Source organism: Vicinamibacteria bacterium, assembly GCA_035570235.1.
Lineage (GTDB): Bacteria > Acidobacteriota > Vicinamibacteria > Fen-336 > Fen-336 > DATMML01.
The window spans coordinates 44,582-59,807 of the sequence record DATMML010000123.1; the positions used below are offsets into that span (position 1 = coordinate 44,582).

The following is a 15,226-nucleotide window of genomic DNA, read 5'->3' on the forward strand; positions in this document are numbered from 1 at the left end:
TCAGATCACCTGGACGAGCTGCGACTGGGTCAGGACGTTGCCATGGTCGTCCTTGAACTGGATGAAGACGGTAAGGTTGGCGGCTTTGGTGAGGTTGTTGGAGGCGACCGTGTAGTTGAGGATCTGGGTCACCTTCAGGGTGCCCTTGGGGTCGATGCGGTTGGTACCAGAGAAGACGATGAGGTCCTTGTCGTCGTAAGTGTTGAGGGCCACCGTCTGGCCGGTGACGGGATCGAAGAGGGTGGACCTCACGAGCTGCATCAGACCGCCCACCCCCGACGTCTCCTGGATGATGACCGTGAACTGGACGGAGAAGGAGAAGCCCGGGCTCGCGGAGGGCGTGGCGATGATGGGGTTGGGGTCTATGCTGAGGGCGATGACGGCCAGGTCCACGCCCGGAGTGGGGGCGGTGGGGGTGGTGTTCGAGCAGGCCGCGGACAGGACGGCCAGGATTAGGGTCAGGACGGCGAGGGCACGGGGGAACGGGAACATCGGGGAGGGCCTCATTACGCCTTGGGGACCGGGGGCGGGAGCTCGACGGCGGGACAGACGGAGCTGAAACCCACCCGATTGTGGCTGCCGTCGCAGAACGGCTTGTTGCTGGACTGACCGCAGCGGCAGAGCGAGACCACGGTGCGGCCGCTCAGGCCGAAGGGCTTGCCGTCCTGGTCGCAGATCGTGATGTTCCCCTCCAGGCGGAGGGGCCCGTTGTTCCTGACGATGACCGTGAAGTCTGACATGGATGCTCCTTGATTCGACCGACGAGGTTCCATTCTACAGGGTCGCCGCGCGCGCTGCACGGAGGCCTCGCGGACGCGCCCGGGAAGACAGGCGCCGGACGACCTCACGGGCGGCAGCTGGCGGCGCGGCAGGCGAGGAGCTCCTGGAGCCGGCGTGAGAACGGCTCCAGGACCGAAGGATCGACGTGGCGCTGGAGGTTGTGCAGCTGATAGGGATCCGTGCGCATGTCATAGAACTCGACCTCGTACGACTCCAGGTAGTTGTAGAGGTAGTCCTCCGAGCGCACGCCCGCCGATACGTCGGCGTCGTAGTACTCGACGAGAAAGTCCTTGCGCCAAGTCTCGGGGCCGGGGGGGGTTCCCCTCAACAGGGGGGCGAAGGAGCGTCCGTCCACGGTGTCGGGGACCCTTGCCCCCGCGAGCTCCGCGAACGTGGGGGCGAGGTCGATGTTGAGCACGGGGTGGGGACGCGACTGACCGGCGGGGACCCCCGGCCCGCGGACGACGAGGGGCACCTTTATGGCCTCCTCGTAATTGACGTTCTTTCGCCCCGCCAGGCGATGCTCACCCATCTCCAGCCCGTTGTCGGAGGTGAAGAAGATGTAGGTGTTCTCCAGCCGGCCGCTCGCGATCAGGGCCTGCAGAACCTGATCCACCATTTCCTCGACCGCCAGCATGCTGCGCAGCCGCGAGACCTGGAGCTCGTCGAGGAGTTGGATTTCGTGGGCGTTCATGTGCGCAACGTTCTGGACGAAAGAGGGCTTCTCCCGGACGTCGTCCTCGTTGAAGGAGGGAACGCGGAAGGCGCCCCCTCCCTTGAACTCGTGGGAGTGCCGGTCGGCATAGACGGCCGGCTTGTGGGGGGCCTGGGGGGCCAGATAGAGGAAGAAGGGGGTCGTCGCGTCGGCGGCGGCCCTCCGGATGAAGGCCACGGCCTGGCCCGCGAAGACGTCGGTGCTGTAGTCCTGCGGGGCCTGGCCGTAAGTGACCACGGTGCCGTTCTCGTTCAGGGAGTAGTTGTAGTAGCGGAGGTCCAAGTCCGCGGTCAGGTCCCCCCGCCACTCGTCCCACCCGGGGGGCACGTAGGTCTCTGACGCTCCCGTCGCGTAGTCGTTCAGGTACTTGCCTATGAGGGCGGTCCGGTAACCGGCGGCCTTCAGCCAAGTGGCCACCGTGGAGGCCTCGAGCCCGCGGCTGTGAAAGCCGGGGAAGCCCCCATCCGGGCCGAGGTTGTAGAGCACCCGGTGGTTGTGGGTGTACTGGCCGGTCAGGATAGAGGCGCGGGAGGGCGCGCAGAGCGAATGCGTGACGTAGTAGCGCGGGAAGGACAGGCCGGCCTGGGTCATGAGCGCGGGCAGGCGGGGCAAGATATCCATCGACCGCGAGTCGAGGTCATCGGTCAGGATGAAGACGATGTTGGGTTTGGGCGGAGGCGGCGAGGGCGCGGGTGCCGAGACGGGGGAGGCGCCCCCCCCGCAAGCCACGGCCGCAACGGCGGGCGCCAGCACCCGCCATGCCTTGCCCGTCATCCCTCGCGCTCCCCCCGGGCGCGCTCGCGGTCTGCGCTTCCCCGGGCCACCTTGAAACGCGCCGAGGCTAGCACACTTCTCCGCCTCCACCCCGGGACGATCTGGACTAGAATTCCCCGCCGTCCGCCCCTCCGGAGGTCCAAATGCCGAGAACGAGCCGCTTGCGGGCCGCCTCTACGTTCCTCCTTGCCGTTGCCGTTGCCCTTGCGCTCGCCCCCGCCGCCCCCGCGCGGGCCGGCTGGGCCTCGTTGGGCCGGATGCCGGGCCCCGAGCGGCAGAGCAACACCCTCATCTTCCGGAACGCCCAGGGGGTTCTGGCGGTCTCCGTCCTCGCCCGCGATATCGTCCGCGTGCGCTTCTCCCCCACCCCCGCCTTCGGTCGTGACCACTCCTACGCGGTGGGGGATCGCGATTTCGGCGACCCGGGTGCCTCCTTCCAGGTCGCGGCCGATCGCTCGACCATCACCACCGCTACCCTGCGCGTGACCGTGCTCCACGATCCCCTCCGGATCGCCTTCGCGACCGCGGCCGGGGAGTCCCTGGACGAGGACGATGCGGAGCGGGGGATGGCCTTCACCGGGCGCGAGGTCAGGGCCTTCAAGCGGCTCCGGGACGACGAGCACGTGTACGGCCTGGGTGAGAAGACGGGCCGGCTCGATAAGCGGGGGGCCAAGCTCGGCGGCTACAGCTACGTGATGTGGAACAGCGACACCCCCGGCTACGATTCCAGCATCGATCCCATCTACGTCTCGGTGCCGTTCTTCATGGTCCTGCGGGAGGGCCGGGCCCACGGCATCTTCCTCGACAACACCTTCCGGAGCAGCTTCGACGTGGGGAAGGCCTCGACCAGCCGCCTCTCTTTCGGGGCCGAGGGAGGGGAGCTGAACTACTACTTCATCTACGGCCCCGCCCCCCGGCAGGTGGTGGAGCGCTACACCGCTCTCACCGGCCGCCTGCCCCTGCCCCCCCGCTGGGCCCTCGGCTACCACCAGTGCCGCTACAGCTACTACCCGGAGTCGAAGGTTCGATCCATAGCCAGCAACTTCCGGGAGCGCAAGATCCCCGCGGACGCGATCTGGCTCGACATCCACTACCTCGACTCCTACAAGCCGTTCACTTGGGACAAGGCCCGCTTCCCCGACCCCGCGAAAATGATTGCGGACCTCCGCGCCCAGGGGCTCCGTACGGTGACCATCCTCGACGCCCATCCCAAGAAGGAGGCGGGCTACGAGCCCTGGGAGACCGGCCTCGCCGGTGACTACTTCATCAAGAACCCGGACGGCTCGGTCTATCTGGGGCCCGTCTGGCCAGCCCAGGCGGAGAAGAATCCAGGCCCCAACGCCTTCCCCGATTTCAGCAAGCCGGGAGCCCGCGATTGGTGGGGGGGGCTTCACAAGACGCTCCTTGACGTGGGGGTGGCGGGGATCTGGAACGACATGAACGAGCCCGCGGTCTTCGTTCCCCCCACCTGGACGATGGCCCTTGAAGTCCGGCACGACAACGAGGGCCAGCCCACCGACCACCGCGAGATCCACAACGTCTACGGGCAGCTGATGACGCGCTCGACCTTCGAGGGGCTCTCCCGCCTGCGGCCGAACGAACGGCCCTTCGTTCTGACCCGAGCTACCTACGCGGGCGGACAGCGCTACGCCGCCCAGTGGCCGGGCGACAACACCAGCACGTGGTCGGACCTCGCCCAGTCGATCCCCATGCTCCTGGGCATGGGCCTCTCCGGCCTGTCTTTTGTGGGCAGCGACATCGGCGGCTTCCAGAGGGGCCCTTCCCCCGAGCTCTACACCCGCTGGCTGCAGACCGGCGTCTTCTACCCCTTCATGCGGACCCACGCCGAGCTGGGCACCCCGGACCGGGAGCCCTGGTCCTTCGGCGCCTCCTACGAGGCCATCAACCGGCGAGCCATCGAGCTCCGCTACGAGCTGCTGCCCTACCTCTACAACGTGATGGAAGAGGCGAGCCGGACGGGGGTGCCCGCCCTGCGCCCGCTCTTCCTCGAGTACCCCGAAGACGACCGCACCTACCAAGTGGACGACGAGTTCCTCCTCGGCCGCGACATCTTGGCCGCACCCGTCATCCGCGAGGGCGTGACCGAGCGGGAGCTGTTCCTGCCCAAGGGAGACTGGTTCGATTTCTGGACCGGTCGCCACGCGGCCGGGGGGGCCACGATCAAGATGCCCGTGAGCCTGGGCACGATCCCGATCTTCGTGCGCGGGGGCTCGTTCCTCTTCCGGCAACCCGTCGTCCAGCATACCGGGCAGATGCCGGGCCAGCCCCTCGTGGTGGGGGTCTACCCTGCGGCGCAGTCGGAGGGGTCGCTCTACGAGGACGACGGCCTGAGCCTCCAGTACCGCCAGGGCGCCTTCGTCCGCCGGCGCTTCCTCCAGACCCGCGCCGAGGGACGCGTGGTCCTCGAGGTCGGGGCCCCGGAGGGTGCCTACCGCCCGGCCCCCCGCGACCTCCTGCTCTCCGTCATCTCGGATCAGGAGCCGAAGCGGGTGCTCCTGGGAACCGAGCCCCTCCTCCGGCTGAGCCCGGCCGAGCTGGCGGCGGCACCCCGCGGCTTCGCGGTTGCGGAGGGGGCCGTCACCGTCAAGATGCCCGACCGGTTCGAAGCGACGAGGGTGACCCTCGAGCGCTGAGGACGCGCTAGACTCTGATCATGGGTCGACCGGCGGCTCGCGGACCGCGCGCCCTACCCTCCCGCCCCCTTCCCGCGGCGCCCCGGGTGGGCGGGGCCCTGATCCGCCTGGCCCAAGAGCGGGCCCTCCAGACGCTGGTGCGGGGGGCCCTGCCCAGCCCGCTGCTCCGACGACTCTTCAAGGACGCCATGCCCCGGCGGGTGGCGGCCAACCTGCCGGACGAGGTGTGGGCGGCCCTGGCCGCGGGAAGGGGGGTGGACGACCCCCCCTTCGGGATGGCCCTCGCCCAGGCCCTGCACGATCGCTTGGCCTGGGACCGGGAGCCCGCGGACCCTGAGGAGTGGGAGCGTCTGGGAAAGGAGAAGCCGCTGGAGGCGCTCTGGATGGCCGCGCTCTCCGAGACCCGGACCGTTCGCAAGACGTTCCCCCGCTTCGCCTCCGAGTGTGTGCGTGCCCACCGGGCTTCTCCAGGATGCATCCCCCCCTCCTGGGATTTCGTGGAGGGAATCCTGGAGATTCAGTCCAGCGCCCTGGCCCATCTGCGGGAGGCGGAGCGGAAGCTCGAAGATGCGGAGCGCCGCTTCGAGGCGGAGCGTCAGCGCTCCGACGATGTGCGGGAGGAGCTGAAGCGCCTGCGGCGGGAGACCAGCGACCTCCGAGCGGACAAGGCCCAGGCGGAGCGGAAGGCCGCGGCCCTCGAGGAACAGGCCCAGGCCGAGCCGCCCGCGGACGCCGAGCGACTCGAGGGCCTGGAGCGGCGATTGCGCAAGGCGGAAAAGGAGAACGAACACCTGCGCCGCGAGCTGGAGCGGGCCCAGCCCGCCGCCCCCCCCGTGAGCGTGATGTTCGAAGACGCGCCTCCACCCGCTATCGCGCAGGACCCGGGCGCGCCCCGATCGCCCCTTATCGGGGACCCCAACCCCCACCGCCGCGTCCTCCGGCAGATCTTGAGGAAGCTCTTCAAGAAGGGAAAGATCGGGGCTTCGCATACCCACGAGGACAACGTCTATCGGGGCCTGCCCGACCACGACAAGGGGATTGCCAAGCAGGCCATGGACCTCCTCTACCGGGAGGGCCTGCTCATGCCCAAGCCCACCGCCACCGACCCCCACGTCTCCCTGGCCCCGGATAAGACCACCGAGACCCGCGCCATCATCGCGGGCGAGATCGAGAACGCGCGCCTGCAGCGCTGGATCGAGGAGGCACCCTGAGAATGGTCGACGCACCCCCGGACACGGCGGAGGGGTACCGGGCGGCGAGGGAGGCGGCGGCCTGGGTGGACCTGGCCGAGCGCGGCGTGCTCGAGGTCACGGGTCCCCAGCGCCAGAAGTTCCTGCAGGGGATGCTGAGCAACGACGTGCTGGGCCGCGCTCCCGGAACCGGCTGCCTGGCCGCGCTGCTCACCGTGAAAGGTCACATCCAAGCCCTCATGCGGGTGCTGGTGACCCCGGAGGCCGTCCTCCTGGAGATGCCCCAAGATCGCCTTTCCCTCGTGGAGCGAACCCTTGAGCACTACCGCGTGGCCGCCCCCGTGCGCTTCAGGGCCCGGCCGACGGCGGTGCTGGGTCTCCTGGGCCCGCGGGCCCGGGAAGCCCTGCGGGACGCCGGCATCGAGGTCCCCGACCTCCCCCCCGAATCACACGTGTCCGGGCAACTCGGGGGCCTGGGCGTGCTCGTGGCCCGCGCCAGCGACTTGCCCTCGGGGTTCGTGGTCCACGTGGCCCCCGATGGAGCCGCTCTGGTGCGGGAGGCCCTCGCCCATCGCGCCCACCGCCTGGAGCGCGAGGCCCTGGACGCCTTGAGGGTCGAGGGGGGGTGCGCCTGGTACGGCCCCGACGTGACCGAGGAGAACCTCCTGCACGAGGCCGGGCTCGTGGACAGCCACCATTCGTTCACGAAGGGCTGCTACATCGGACAGGAGGTCATCGCCCGCCTGGATGCCCGCGGCGGGAACGTCAACAAGAAGCTGCGCGGCCTCCGGCTGAGCGCGGCCGTGAGGGCGGGGACCCCGATCCTGGCCGCGGGCAAGGACGTCGGCCGCGTGACCACGGCCGCCGTCTCCCCGCGCTTCGGCCCCATCGCTCTCGCCTACCTCCATCGCGACCAGGCGACACCGGGGACGACCCTGGACGCCGCGGGGGCCACCGCCACCGTGGTCGCGCTCCCCATGGAGTAAGCACTCTGAAGATCTACACCCGAAAGGGTGACGGGGGCGAGACCGGGCTCCTGGGCGGGCCCCGGGTCCCCAAGGACCACCTGCGGGTGGCCTCCTCCGGCGACCTGGACGAGCTGAGCGCCGTCCTCGGCCTGGTCAAAGCCCACGCCCGCGACGCCGACCTCTCCACCGTCTTGCGGGAGGTCCAGCGCGATCTCTTCGCGATGGGGGCCCAGCTCGCCGACCCCTCGGCCCGGGTCGCGCGCCGGAAGGCTAAAGCGGCCGTCCCCGCGGCCCGCATCCGCCGCTTAGAGCGGGCCATCGACGCCCGCGAGCGCCAGATGCCGGAGCTCAAGGCCTTCATCCTTCCCGGCGGCTCGCGGCTGGGCTCGTTCCTGCATCTGGCCCGCACGGTCTGCCGGCGCGCGGAGCGCTCGATCGTGACCCTGGCCCGCGCGGAGACGGTGGACAAGCGGATCCTGGCCTACGTGAACCGCCTCTCCGACCTCCTCTTCGTCCTCGCCCGCTACGAGAACCACCGGAGCGGGGAGTCGGAGGATCGATGGTGAGGGCCCACGGCCGGCGGGCCGGGCGCAGCGCCCCCCGACTTGATCCACAAGATCCGCGGATCTAGCCCCGCCGCCTTTCCGGAGGTTGAAGCCATGGCCACCACCGCCCGCTACGATGCCATCGTGATCGGTGCCGGACAGGCGGGGGTGCCCCTGGCGCGGGCCCTCAGCGGCGCGGGCCGAAGGACCGCCCTCGTGGAGCAGGATCAGGTGGGTGGCACCTGCATCAACGTCGGCTGCACGCCCACCAAGACCATGGTGGCCAGCGCGCGCGTGGCCTACCTGGCCCGCCGGGGCTCCAACTATGGCGTGCGCACGGGAAACGTGGAGGTGGACCTTCTGCGTGTGCGTCAGCGGAAGCGGGACCTCGTGGCCACCTTCCGGAGCGGGACCCGCCACCGCCTGGAGAGCACCTCCGGCCTCGACCTCCTCGAGGGCCGCGCCCGCTTCCTGGATCCCCGCCGGCTGGAGGTCCACCTCGCCGAGGGGTCCGTCCGCACGCTGACTGCGGATCTCATCTTCATCAACAGCGGTGCCCGGCCCGCGGTGCCCGCTTTGCCCGGGCTTCGCGGGCTCCCCTTCTTGGACTCGACCTCCATCATGGAGCTGGAGGCCGTCCCCGATCACCTGCTGGTGCTGGGTGGAGGCTATGTCGGCCTCGAGTTCGGACAGATGTTCCGGCGATTCGGGAGCCGGGTTACGGTGATCCATCGCGGCCCCAGTCTGCTGTGCCGTGAGGACCCCGACGTGGCGGAGGAAGTGGCCCGGATCCTTCGGGAGGACGGCCTCGAGGTGATCCTGGAAGCCGAGGCGCGCGAGGTCCAGGCCGCCCCCGGGGGGTGCCAGCTGCGCCTGGGCACGCCTCAGGGGGAGCGGACGGTCACTGGATCGCACCTGCTGGTGGCCACGGGGCGCGTGCCCAACACGGAGGAACTGAACCTGGCCGCGGCCGGGATCGAGACGGAACCGGGCGGCTTCATCCGGGTCGACGAGCGCCTGGAGACGACAGCTAAGGGCGTCTACGCGCTGGGCGACGTGAAGGGCGGGCCCGCCTTCACCCACATCGCCTACGACGACTTCCGCATTGCGCGCACCAACCTCCTGGAGGAGGGGCATGCGACCACGGCGGGTCGCCTCGTCCCCTACACCGTCTTCCTCGACCCCCAGCTTGGGCGCGTGGGCCTCTCGGAGACCGAGGCGCGCGCTCGAGGTCACCGCGTCCGGGTGGCCCGGCTGCCCATGAGCAAGGTCGCCCGTGCCCTCGAGGTCGACGAGACGCGGGGCTTCATGAAGGCGGTGGTGGAGGCGGACAGCGGACGGATCCTGGGCGCGGCCATCCTGGGCGTGGAAGGGGGCGAGGTGATGTCGGTCGTGCAGATGGCGATGATGGGCGGGCTGCCCTATACCGTCCTGCGGGAGGCGGTCTTCGCCCATCCCACGCTCGCGGAGTCGCTCAACAATCTCTTCATGGCCATGGACGCGGCTTGAGCCGCTCGTTCGAGGACGGCCGGGTTAGCCCGTGAAGAACGGTGGCCGGTGGATCCCCTCGACGCAGGATGCGTCGAGCGATTCTGCCCAGCCCGCCTTCAAGAACGGCTGGACAACTATCGATGCACGTCCCGCCGTCGACGTGGCTTCCGTCGGGCATGACGACGTGCCGCCCTCGGCCAAGACGCCGCGCGACCTCGTCCCCAAGACGGGGGGGCGTCGCGGGGCATAGGGCTCCCGAGATCAACTGGGTCGGAGTCATGGACTGCACGGGGGCCCGGAGACCCTTGGGCAGCCTCTGCTCGGTCGCGACCGGCTGACGGGGGTGGCGTTCAATCAAGCGCTCCAAGGAGCACTCTGCTGTCACGGCGCAGCGCTGCGGATGGCGGCAAAGGCGCGCCCCGCGATCTCGCGGCTCACCCCCTCGCGGAGCGTGCCGCAGGCGATGCGGGCCCTCCCCCCGGAGCGGCGGTAGACCACCACCTCCCAGAGCTCCCCGCCTTCGAACTCCCGAGGGGGGTCGAGGGGGGGCAGGCGCGCCGGCCCGCTCTCGAACTCCTGAAGGACGCCCCCGTTCAGGAGCAGACGCGCCCCCGCGATGTCCGCCTTGTCCAGCGTCTCCGAACCCCAGCAAAAGCGGGGGCCGTCCTCCAGCAGGAACAGCGTCTCCGAACCGCTGGGCGGGAGCTCCGCCACCACCTGCCGGCCCCGGGCCTCCTCCGCGACCCGCGCCCCCTCCCGGTCCAGCTTGGCTTGGCGCAGGCCCAGGGCCAGGCGGAGGAGCCACCAGAGCAGCACCAGGAAGAGCAGGGAGGCGAGAACGCGAACCAGCATGGCCCGGAGACCTTAGCACAGGCCTCGGAGTGGCCCGCGAGGCCGCCTGCTACAATCTACGCCTGTCCGGGCGCTCCGTCCCGGGAGGAGAGCACATGAGGGTGGGACGCGCTTCCGTGCTGCTGCCTTTGGGCGCCACCGTCCTGCTCGCCGCGCCCCTGACCGCCTCCCCCAGAATAGGCACCGCCTCCGGGATCCGCTGGACCATCCCCTCGCGCTGGGCCGATCAGCCCCCCCGCTCGATGCGCGTGGCCACCTACACCGTGCCCGCCCCCCCGGGGAGCGAAGCCGGCGAGTGCGCGGTCTTCGCCTTCGGGCCCGGCCAAGGGGGGACCGTCGACGCCAACGTCCAGCGTTGGTCGGCTCAGTTCGAGGGCGGCCCTGCCCCCCAGCGCTCCACCAGGCAGGTCGGAGGGCTCACCGTCCACTTCGCGCAAGTCTCCGGGACCTACCTGGCCCCGGGAGGCCCCGAGATGCAGTCCCAGGGGAAGAAAACCGGCTACAAGCTCCTAGGCGCCATTGTGGAGGGGCCCGGAGGCCTCATCTTCTTTAAGCTCACCGGCCCCGCCCCGACCCTGGCCGCGGCCCAAGCCGAGTTTGACGCCCTCCTGGCCTCGATCGCCCGGGGCTAAGCGACCCACGCGGGCATGGCCATGCGGGCGGCGATCTTCGACTTCGACGGCGTGATCGTGGACAGCGAACCCCTCCATTTCCAGGCCCTGCGCTCGAGCCTCCTTCCGGAGGGGATCCAGATCGACGAGAAGGAGTACTACTCCGGCTACCTGGCCTATAACGATCGGACCGCGATCCGCCTCGCCCTGGAGGCACACGGCGTCTCCCCGCCTCTCGCCCGCCTCGACGCGATCGCCCGCCGCAAGGCGGACCTCTTCTCGGAGCTGGCCTCCAAGATCCCCCTCTTCCCGGGGGCCGCGGAGCTGGTGCGGTCGCTGGCCGCGCGGTTTCCCCTCGCCATCGCCTCCGGGGCCCTGCACGGCGAAATCGACGCCATCCTGAGAGGGGCGGGGCTGCGCGATGCTTTCGCCGCCATCGTGGGGGCGGACGACGTCTCGCGGGGCAAGCCGGACCCCGAGCCCTACGTGAGCGCCATGGGCCTCCTGGCCGAGCGCACGCCCGGGCTCGCACCCGCGGAGTGCCTGGTCTTCGAGGACTCGATGGCGGGGATCGCCTCCGCCCGGGCCGCGGGCATGACGGTCGTAGCGGTGGCCCACTCCTACCCACCGGAGAAGTTGGGAGCCGCGCACCACGTCGTGGACTCGCTCGTCGGCCTCGACAACGACGGCCTGCGCGCGCTCTTCGGTCCCTGAGCCGTGCGCTCCCGCTATCTGGATCCTGAGCAGGCCCGGCGCCACGCCGAGCACCGCTACGAGTTCAACCGCCGGGGCCTGGCCGGCCGCGTCGTGCTCGTGGCGGGGGGGACGGGCGGCCTGGGTAGCGCCGTGACCGCCCTGCTCCTGCAGGAGGGGGCGTTGCCCGTGGTCGGCTACCGTGCGAACCGCGGGCACGCGCTGGCTCTGCAGCAGAAGCTCCAGGACCTCTACGGCGGCCCCGTGCAGCTGGTAGAGGGGGACGTGGCGGATCCCGCGGTGCGGCGGCGCTACCTGGAGGCGGCGCTGAACGTGAAGGGAGAGCTCTACGGCCTGGTGGCCTTGACGGGGGACCCCGCTCGCGTCAAACCGGAGGACCTGGACGGAGCCGCCCTCCACGCCTCCTTCGCCGCCAACTTCGAGGCCCCCATCCTCCTCGCCCGGGCCGGCGCGGCGGAGATGATGCGCCACGGGACGCACGGGGCGATCGTCCTCTTCTCCAGCATGCAGGGCGTGCATCCCTTCGAGGGGAGCCTGGCCTACGCCGCCCCCAAGGCCGCCCTGATCCACGCCGCCAAGATCCTGGCCAAGGAGTTCGGCGGCCCCGCCGACATCCGCGTGAACGTGGTCGCCCCGGGGGCCACCGCCGCGGGCATGGCTCGGGTCTCCATCGATGCCGGCAAGTACGACCCCTACGTGGAGCGGGGAGCCATCCCCCGCTTTGGACGGCCGGAGGACGTGGCCCGGGTGGTCCGTTTCCTGCTCGAGCCCGACTCCTACGTGACCGGCCAGGTCCTGACCGTGGACGGTGGGCTGATACTGAGGCGCGACCGACTCGCGTGAGGTATGCCATGAAGACAGGCACGATTCTGATCCTCTGCTCCCTAGGGGCCGCCCCCCTCCACGCCCAGAGCGAGGAGAGCCTGCGGCAGTTCTTCGAGGGCCGGTCGGTGGTGGTGCGGATCGACATGCCGGCCAGCTCCAGCGGAGTGGACGTGTACCCGGAACGGGAGCGGCCGCTGGACATGGGCAAGCACGCGTCCCGGATCCGGGAGAGCGGGGTTGCCGTGCGGGAGGGAGAGCGCATCACCGTGACCAAGGTCAAGGTGAAGGACGACCTCATCGAGTTCCAGCTCGGGGAGGGCGGCTTCAACACGTTCCGCAACGGGTCGGGGAGCGTCTCCGTCCCCTCCGTCGCGAAGTCCAACCGCGAGAAGGACTTGGAGCGCGAGATCAAGAGGGAGGACGACCCCGACCGAAAGCGGCGGATGCAGCGTGAGTTGGACGACCTGCGCGAGGACCGCGAGCGCGAGGAGGCGCGCAACCGCGCGGTGGCGGAAGCCGCCAACGAGGTCCGGCGGGAAAAGGACCGCGAGCGCGCGCTGGCCATGGGCTCGCGCTTCAACGTCCGCTTCGAGAAGCGCGTGCCTCCACAGGCGCTCACCCCCGACGGCCTCATGCGCGCCCTCGCCAACTATGTTGATTTCCCCGGGGGCCCCCGGCCCCCGGAACGGGCGGAGGACCTGCGCTACGAGCGGACCGACCGCCCGGCTGACCTGCCCGAGCTGCGCAAGGGCATGAGCCGGGAGGAGGTAGAGAGCCTGCTCGGAAATCCCGAACGGGAGGATGTCCACCGGGAGGCCGGCCTGCGGTCAGTGGTAGCGGTCTATCGGCGTGGCCCCGACGTCATCGACGTCACGTTCGTCGAGGACGTTTTGGTGAGGTCCGAGGTGCGGCCCCGCTGACCCTTCAGCGGGGCAGGACGAGCTCGGGACCGCCGTCGTCGAGGCCCTCCACGTCCAGCCAGCGGCGGCGGGGGGCGCGCCAGCGGGCCCGGGCCAGGCCGGCGTGGAAGGCGGCCCGGTCGGGCTCGAGGCGAACCGCGTCCGCATAGAGGCGTACGGCCGCGTCCCAGTCCCCGGCCCGGGCCGCGGCGAGAGCCGCGGCCGCCGACGGCCTCCCCGCGGCCGGACGCTCCGCTTCGTCCGGTCCGTACAGGAACAGTTCGAGAACGGCGAGCGGGGGCCCCGCGCCCTGGAAGATCAGCCGGACCTCGCCCGCTTTCCGGTCTCCCAGCGGCACCACCATGAGCGCCTGCTTGCCCGCGCGCGGGGCACCGTTGACCCATTGCAGGCCGTGGCGGGCGGGGCCCTCCGCCACCATCACCCCGTCCGCCTCCGCGATCCAGGGGACGGAGAGCGGCGAGTGGTCGAGGTCCACGGCCAGCACGAGGGCGGACACCCGACGCGGCGGCTCCAGGCGCACCCGGAGCCCGCTGCCGCGCGTGATGCCGACCGGGGACCTCCAGGCGGTCGTCACGTCCCGGTCCCGGACCGCGGCGGGTAGGGCCGCGCCGTCGAGCGTCGAGACCGAGATCGCGTCGCTCGTCACCGGCCGGGACTCGTCGTAGGGGGGAGAGAACCCTCGGAAGACCATCAGGTCTCCTGCCAGCTCCTCCTGCCACGAGCCACCGAGGGTTCTCAGGAGTTCGCGGAACCGCCCCGCCCGCGGCATCCCCCTCGAGAGGGACGGAGACAGCACCCAGGCGGGGGCGGGGTCCAGGTCCACCTCGTCGCGGAACCGGAGGGGATCGCCCGGGATGCGCTCGTTCCAGGCCTGGCTCGCGATGACCCTCTCCCCGGACTCGAGGGTGAGGCGGCCGGCAAACTGCAGGCTCGCGTAGGCGCTAGTGACGCCGGCACCGGCGAGAGCGTCGAGGGCGGGCCCGATCTCGGGGACCTGCCAGACACGGACGGCCTGGGCGGGATCGCGCCAGCGCTCGACGAGCAGGCGGTGACCCGCTCCCCAGGGTCCGATCAGCATGAGCCCGAGGGCCAGCCCCGCCGCCGGCCGCCAGGCCCAGGCCCGCGCCAAGCCCACGCCGGCCAAGACCAGGACGGGCAAGGTCAGGCCGTAGAGATAGCGGATCTCGTCCGGACCCGTTCGGCGGCTGAGGACGAACGCGGAGGCCAGCGCCCCCGCCCAAGCCAAGAAGGGCAGGGCCTTCCGCGACCAAGCTCCGGCCAGGACCACCGTGGCCAAGCCCAGGACGAGGGCCACGGGGAGGGCGGCGGGGAGGGCGGCCCGCTCGGGGCCGTCGACCACAAGGGGGACGTTCACGCCGAGGAGCCCGGCCGCCGCGCGGCCCAGGTCGGCGACGCCGCTACCCCAGAGCCACCGCGGGCGCACGGCGGTGACCGCGCTCGCGGCCGTGACCACGGTCGAGCCGGCGGCTCCGATGAGGTGGGCCAAGGCAAGGGGGCTCGCGCCCAGGGCGAATCCGGCGAGGCCGGGGAGGGCCGAACGCCCCGGCCGCAGCCCGGCCAGGACGAGCCCGGCGACCATTCCGGTTAAGGCGGGGATGGCGAGAGACGAGTTCCAGACCGCGAGCCCCGCGACCAGGCCGATCAGGAGGGCCGCCCGCTGCCCGAGGGGCGGGGCCTCGGGATCGAGGCCGCGGAGTGCGAGGAGGAGGGGCAGGCCGGTCACGAGGGGCATCAGGAAGTTGGGAGGAGGGCCGGTAGCGGTCATGAGGGCCATGTACGGCGTCCCCCAGGCGGCCAGGAGGGCGGCGGCAACGCCCGCACGCTCCCCCCCCACCCGTCGGGCCAGGAGTCCCGCCAGGGCCACGAGCAGGATCGCGCCGAGGAGCTCGTAGAGGCGGAAGACCAGGTGGTGGGGGAGAAGGGACAGGCCGGGAGCCAGCAGGTACGCATCCAAGGCTCCGTTGTAGGGCTGGTTCCAAAGGGTGGTGGCGAGCTCCCCCTTCAGGACGTGGCGGCCCATCAGGAGCAGGATCGCGTCGTCGTTGGAGACGGGCAGATCGAAGGTGGTGCAGTGGAGAGGCCCCCGGGCGACCGCGTAGACGAGGACGAGGCCGACGAGCGCGGGCAGCCACCCGCGGAGCGCGGTCATGGGCGCAGTCTGCCCGA

At 70.9% G+C, this 15,226-nt stretch carries 14 protein-coding genes; 9 read left to right on the plus strand and 5 right to left on the minus strand.

Annotated features, from left to right (window positions below; all coding sequences use genetic code 11):
• The 3 genes from VN461_22065 to VN461_22075 all read right to left on the minus strand — a co-directional run bounded on the left by VN461_22065 (position 1) and on the right by VN461_22075 (position 2,269).
• Positions 1-492, minus strand: a complete 492-nt coding sequence (locus VN461_22065; protein ID HXB57463.1) for a hypothetical protein — start codon at positions 490-492, stop codon at positions 1-3.
• A gap of 14 nt (positions 493-506) precedes the next feature.
• A complete protein-coding gene (locus tag VN461_22070; GenBank protein ID HXB57464.1) occupies positions 507-740 on the minus strand; it encodes a CDGSH iron-sulfur domain-containing protein in 234 nt (77 codons plus the stop codon).
• Positions 741-844: 104 nt separating this feature from the next.
• Positions 845-2,269 (minus strand): sulfatase, encoded by a 1,425-nt coding sequence (locus VN461_22075; GenBank protein ID HXB57465.1) that lies wholly within the window; start codon positions 2,267-2,269, stop codon positions 845-847.
• A gap of 143 nt (positions 2,270-2,412) precedes the next feature.
• Here VN461_22075 and VN461_22080 point away from each other — a divergent pair, with 143 nt between their 5' ends.
• From VN461_22080 to VN461_22100, 5 genes are all read left to right on the plus strand, one after another.
• Positions 2,413-4,923 (plus strand): TIM-barrel domain-containing protein, encoded by a 2,511-nt coding sequence (locus VN461_22080; GenBank protein ID HXB57466.1) that lies wholly within the window; start codon positions 2,413-2,415, stop codon positions 4,921-4,923.
• Positions 4,924-4,943: 20 nt separating this feature from the next.
• Complete coding sequence (locus VN461_22085; GenBank protein ID HXB57467.1) at positions 4,944-6,134, plus strand: hypothetical protein; 1,191 nt, start codon at positions 4,944-4,946, stop codon at positions 6,132-6,134.
• Between the two features lie 2 nt (positions 6,135-6,136).
• Entirely contained in the window at positions 6,137-7,099 is a 963-nt protein-coding gene (locus VN461_22090) for a glycine cleavage T C-terminal barrel domain-containing protein (GenBank protein HXB57468.1), read from the plus strand.
• A gap of 11 nt (positions 7,100-7,110) precedes the next feature.
• Entirely contained in the window at positions 7,111-7,647 is a 537-nt protein-coding gene (locus tag VN461_22095) for a cob(I)yrinic acid a,c-diamide adenosyltransferase (GenBank protein ID HXB57469.1), read from the plus strand.
• A gap of 93 nt (positions 7,648-7,740) precedes the next feature.
• Positions 7,741-9,135 (plus strand): mercuric reductase, encoded by a 1,395-nt coding sequence (locus VN461_22100; GenBank protein ID HXB57470.1) that lies wholly within the window; start codon positions 7,741-7,743, stop codon positions 9,133-9,135.
• A gap of 363 nt (positions 9,136-9,498) precedes the next feature.
• Here the strand turns inward: VN461_22100 and VN461_22105 are convergent, their stop codons facing one another.
• Entirely contained in the window at positions 9,499-9,969 is a 471-nt protein-coding gene (locus tag VN461_22105) for a hypothetical protein (protein HXB57471.1), read from the minus strand.
• 95 nt (positions 9,970-10,064) lie between these two features.
• Between VN461_22105 and VN461_22110 the strand changes: the two genes are divergently transcribed.
• From VN461_22110 to VN461_22125, 4 genes are read left to right on the plus strand one after another with little or no spacing between them, the layout of a single operon-like run.
• On the plus strand, positions 10,065-10,601 hold the full coding sequence (locus tag VN461_22110; protein ID HXB57472.1) for a hypothetical protein: 537 nt from the start codon (positions 10,065-10,067) through the stop codon (positions 10,599-10,601).
• 15 nt (positions 10,602-10,616) lie between these two features.
• Positions 10,617-11,294, plus strand: coding sequence for an HAD family phosphatase (locus tag VN461_22115; GenBank protein ID HXB57473.1), 678 nt, complete (start codon positions 10,617-10,619; stop codon positions 11,292-11,294).
• A gap of 3 nt (positions 11,295-11,297) precedes the next feature.
• On the plus strand, positions 11,298-12,137 hold the full coding sequence (locus VN461_22120; GenBank protein ID HXB57474.1) for an SDR family oxidoreductase: 840 nt from the start codon (positions 11,298-11,300) through the stop codon (positions 12,135-12,137).
• A gap of 8 nt (positions 12,138-12,145) precedes the next feature.
• Positions 12,146-13,039 carry a hypothetical protein gene (locus tag VN461_22125; protein ID HXB57475.1) on the plus strand — a complete coding sequence of 298 codons (894 nt, stop codon included), beginning with the start codon at positions 12,146-12,148 and terminating at the stop codon, positions 13,037-13,039.
• Positions 13,040-13,043: 4 nt separating this feature from the next.
• On the opposite strand, the gene VN461_22130 is transcribed toward VN461_22125, so the two are convergent.
• Entirely contained in the window at positions 13,044-15,209 is a 2,166-nt protein-coding gene (locus VN461_22130; GenBank protein ID HXB57476.1) for a hypothetical protein, read from the minus strand.
• Between the last annotated feature and the right edge of the window lie 17 nt (positions 15,210-15,226).

Bases quoted from the DNA above. Each gene is read 5' to 3' on its own strand.
- VN461_22065 (HXB57463.1), bottom strand. From the start codon at position 492: ATGTTCCCGTTCCCCCGTGCCCTCGCCGTCCTGACCCTAATCCTGGCC.
- VN461_22070 (HXB57464.1), bottom strand. From the start codon at position 740: ATGTCAGACTTCACGGTCATCGTCAGGAACAACGGGCCCCTCCGCCTG.
- VN461_22075 (HXB57465.1), bottom strand. From the start codon at position 2,269: ATGACGGGCAAGGCATGGCGGGTGCTGGCGCCCGCCGTTGCGGCCGTG.
- VN461_22080 (HXB57466.1), top strand. From the start codon at position 2,413: ATGCCGAGAACGAGCCGCTTGCGGGCCGCCTCTACGTTCCTCCTTGCC.
- VN461_22085 (HXB57467.1), top strand. From the start codon at position 4,944: ATGGGTCGACCGGCGGCTCGCGGACCGCGCGCCCTACCCTCCCGCCCC.
- VN461_22090 (HXB57468.1), top strand. From the start codon at position 6,137: ATGGTCGACGCACCCCCGGACACGGCGGAGGGGTACCGGGCGGCGAGG.
- VN461_22100 (HXB57470.1), top strand. From the start codon at position 7,741: ATGGCCACCACCGCCCGCTACGATGCCATCGTGATCGGTGCCGGACAG.
- VN461_22105 (HXB57471.1), bottom strand. From the start codon at position 9,969: ATGCTGGTTCGCGTTCTCGCCTCCCTGCTCTTCCTGGTGCTGCTCTGG.
- VN461_22110 (HXB57472.1), top strand. From the start codon at position 10,065: ATGAGGGTGGGACGCGCTTCCGTGCTGCTGCCTTTGGGCGCCACCGTC.
- VN461_22115 (HXB57473.1), top strand. From the start codon at position 10,617: ATGGCCATGCGGGCGGCGATCTTCGACTTCGACGGCGTGATCGTGGAC.
- VN461_22125 (HXB57475.1), top strand. From the start codon at position 12,146: ATGAAGACAGGCACGATTCTGATCCTCTGCTCCCTAGGGGCCGCCCCC.
- VN461_22130 (HXB57476.1), bottom strand. From the start codon at position 15,209: ATGACCGCGCTCCGCGGGTGGCTGCCCGCGCTCGTCGGCCTCGTCCTC.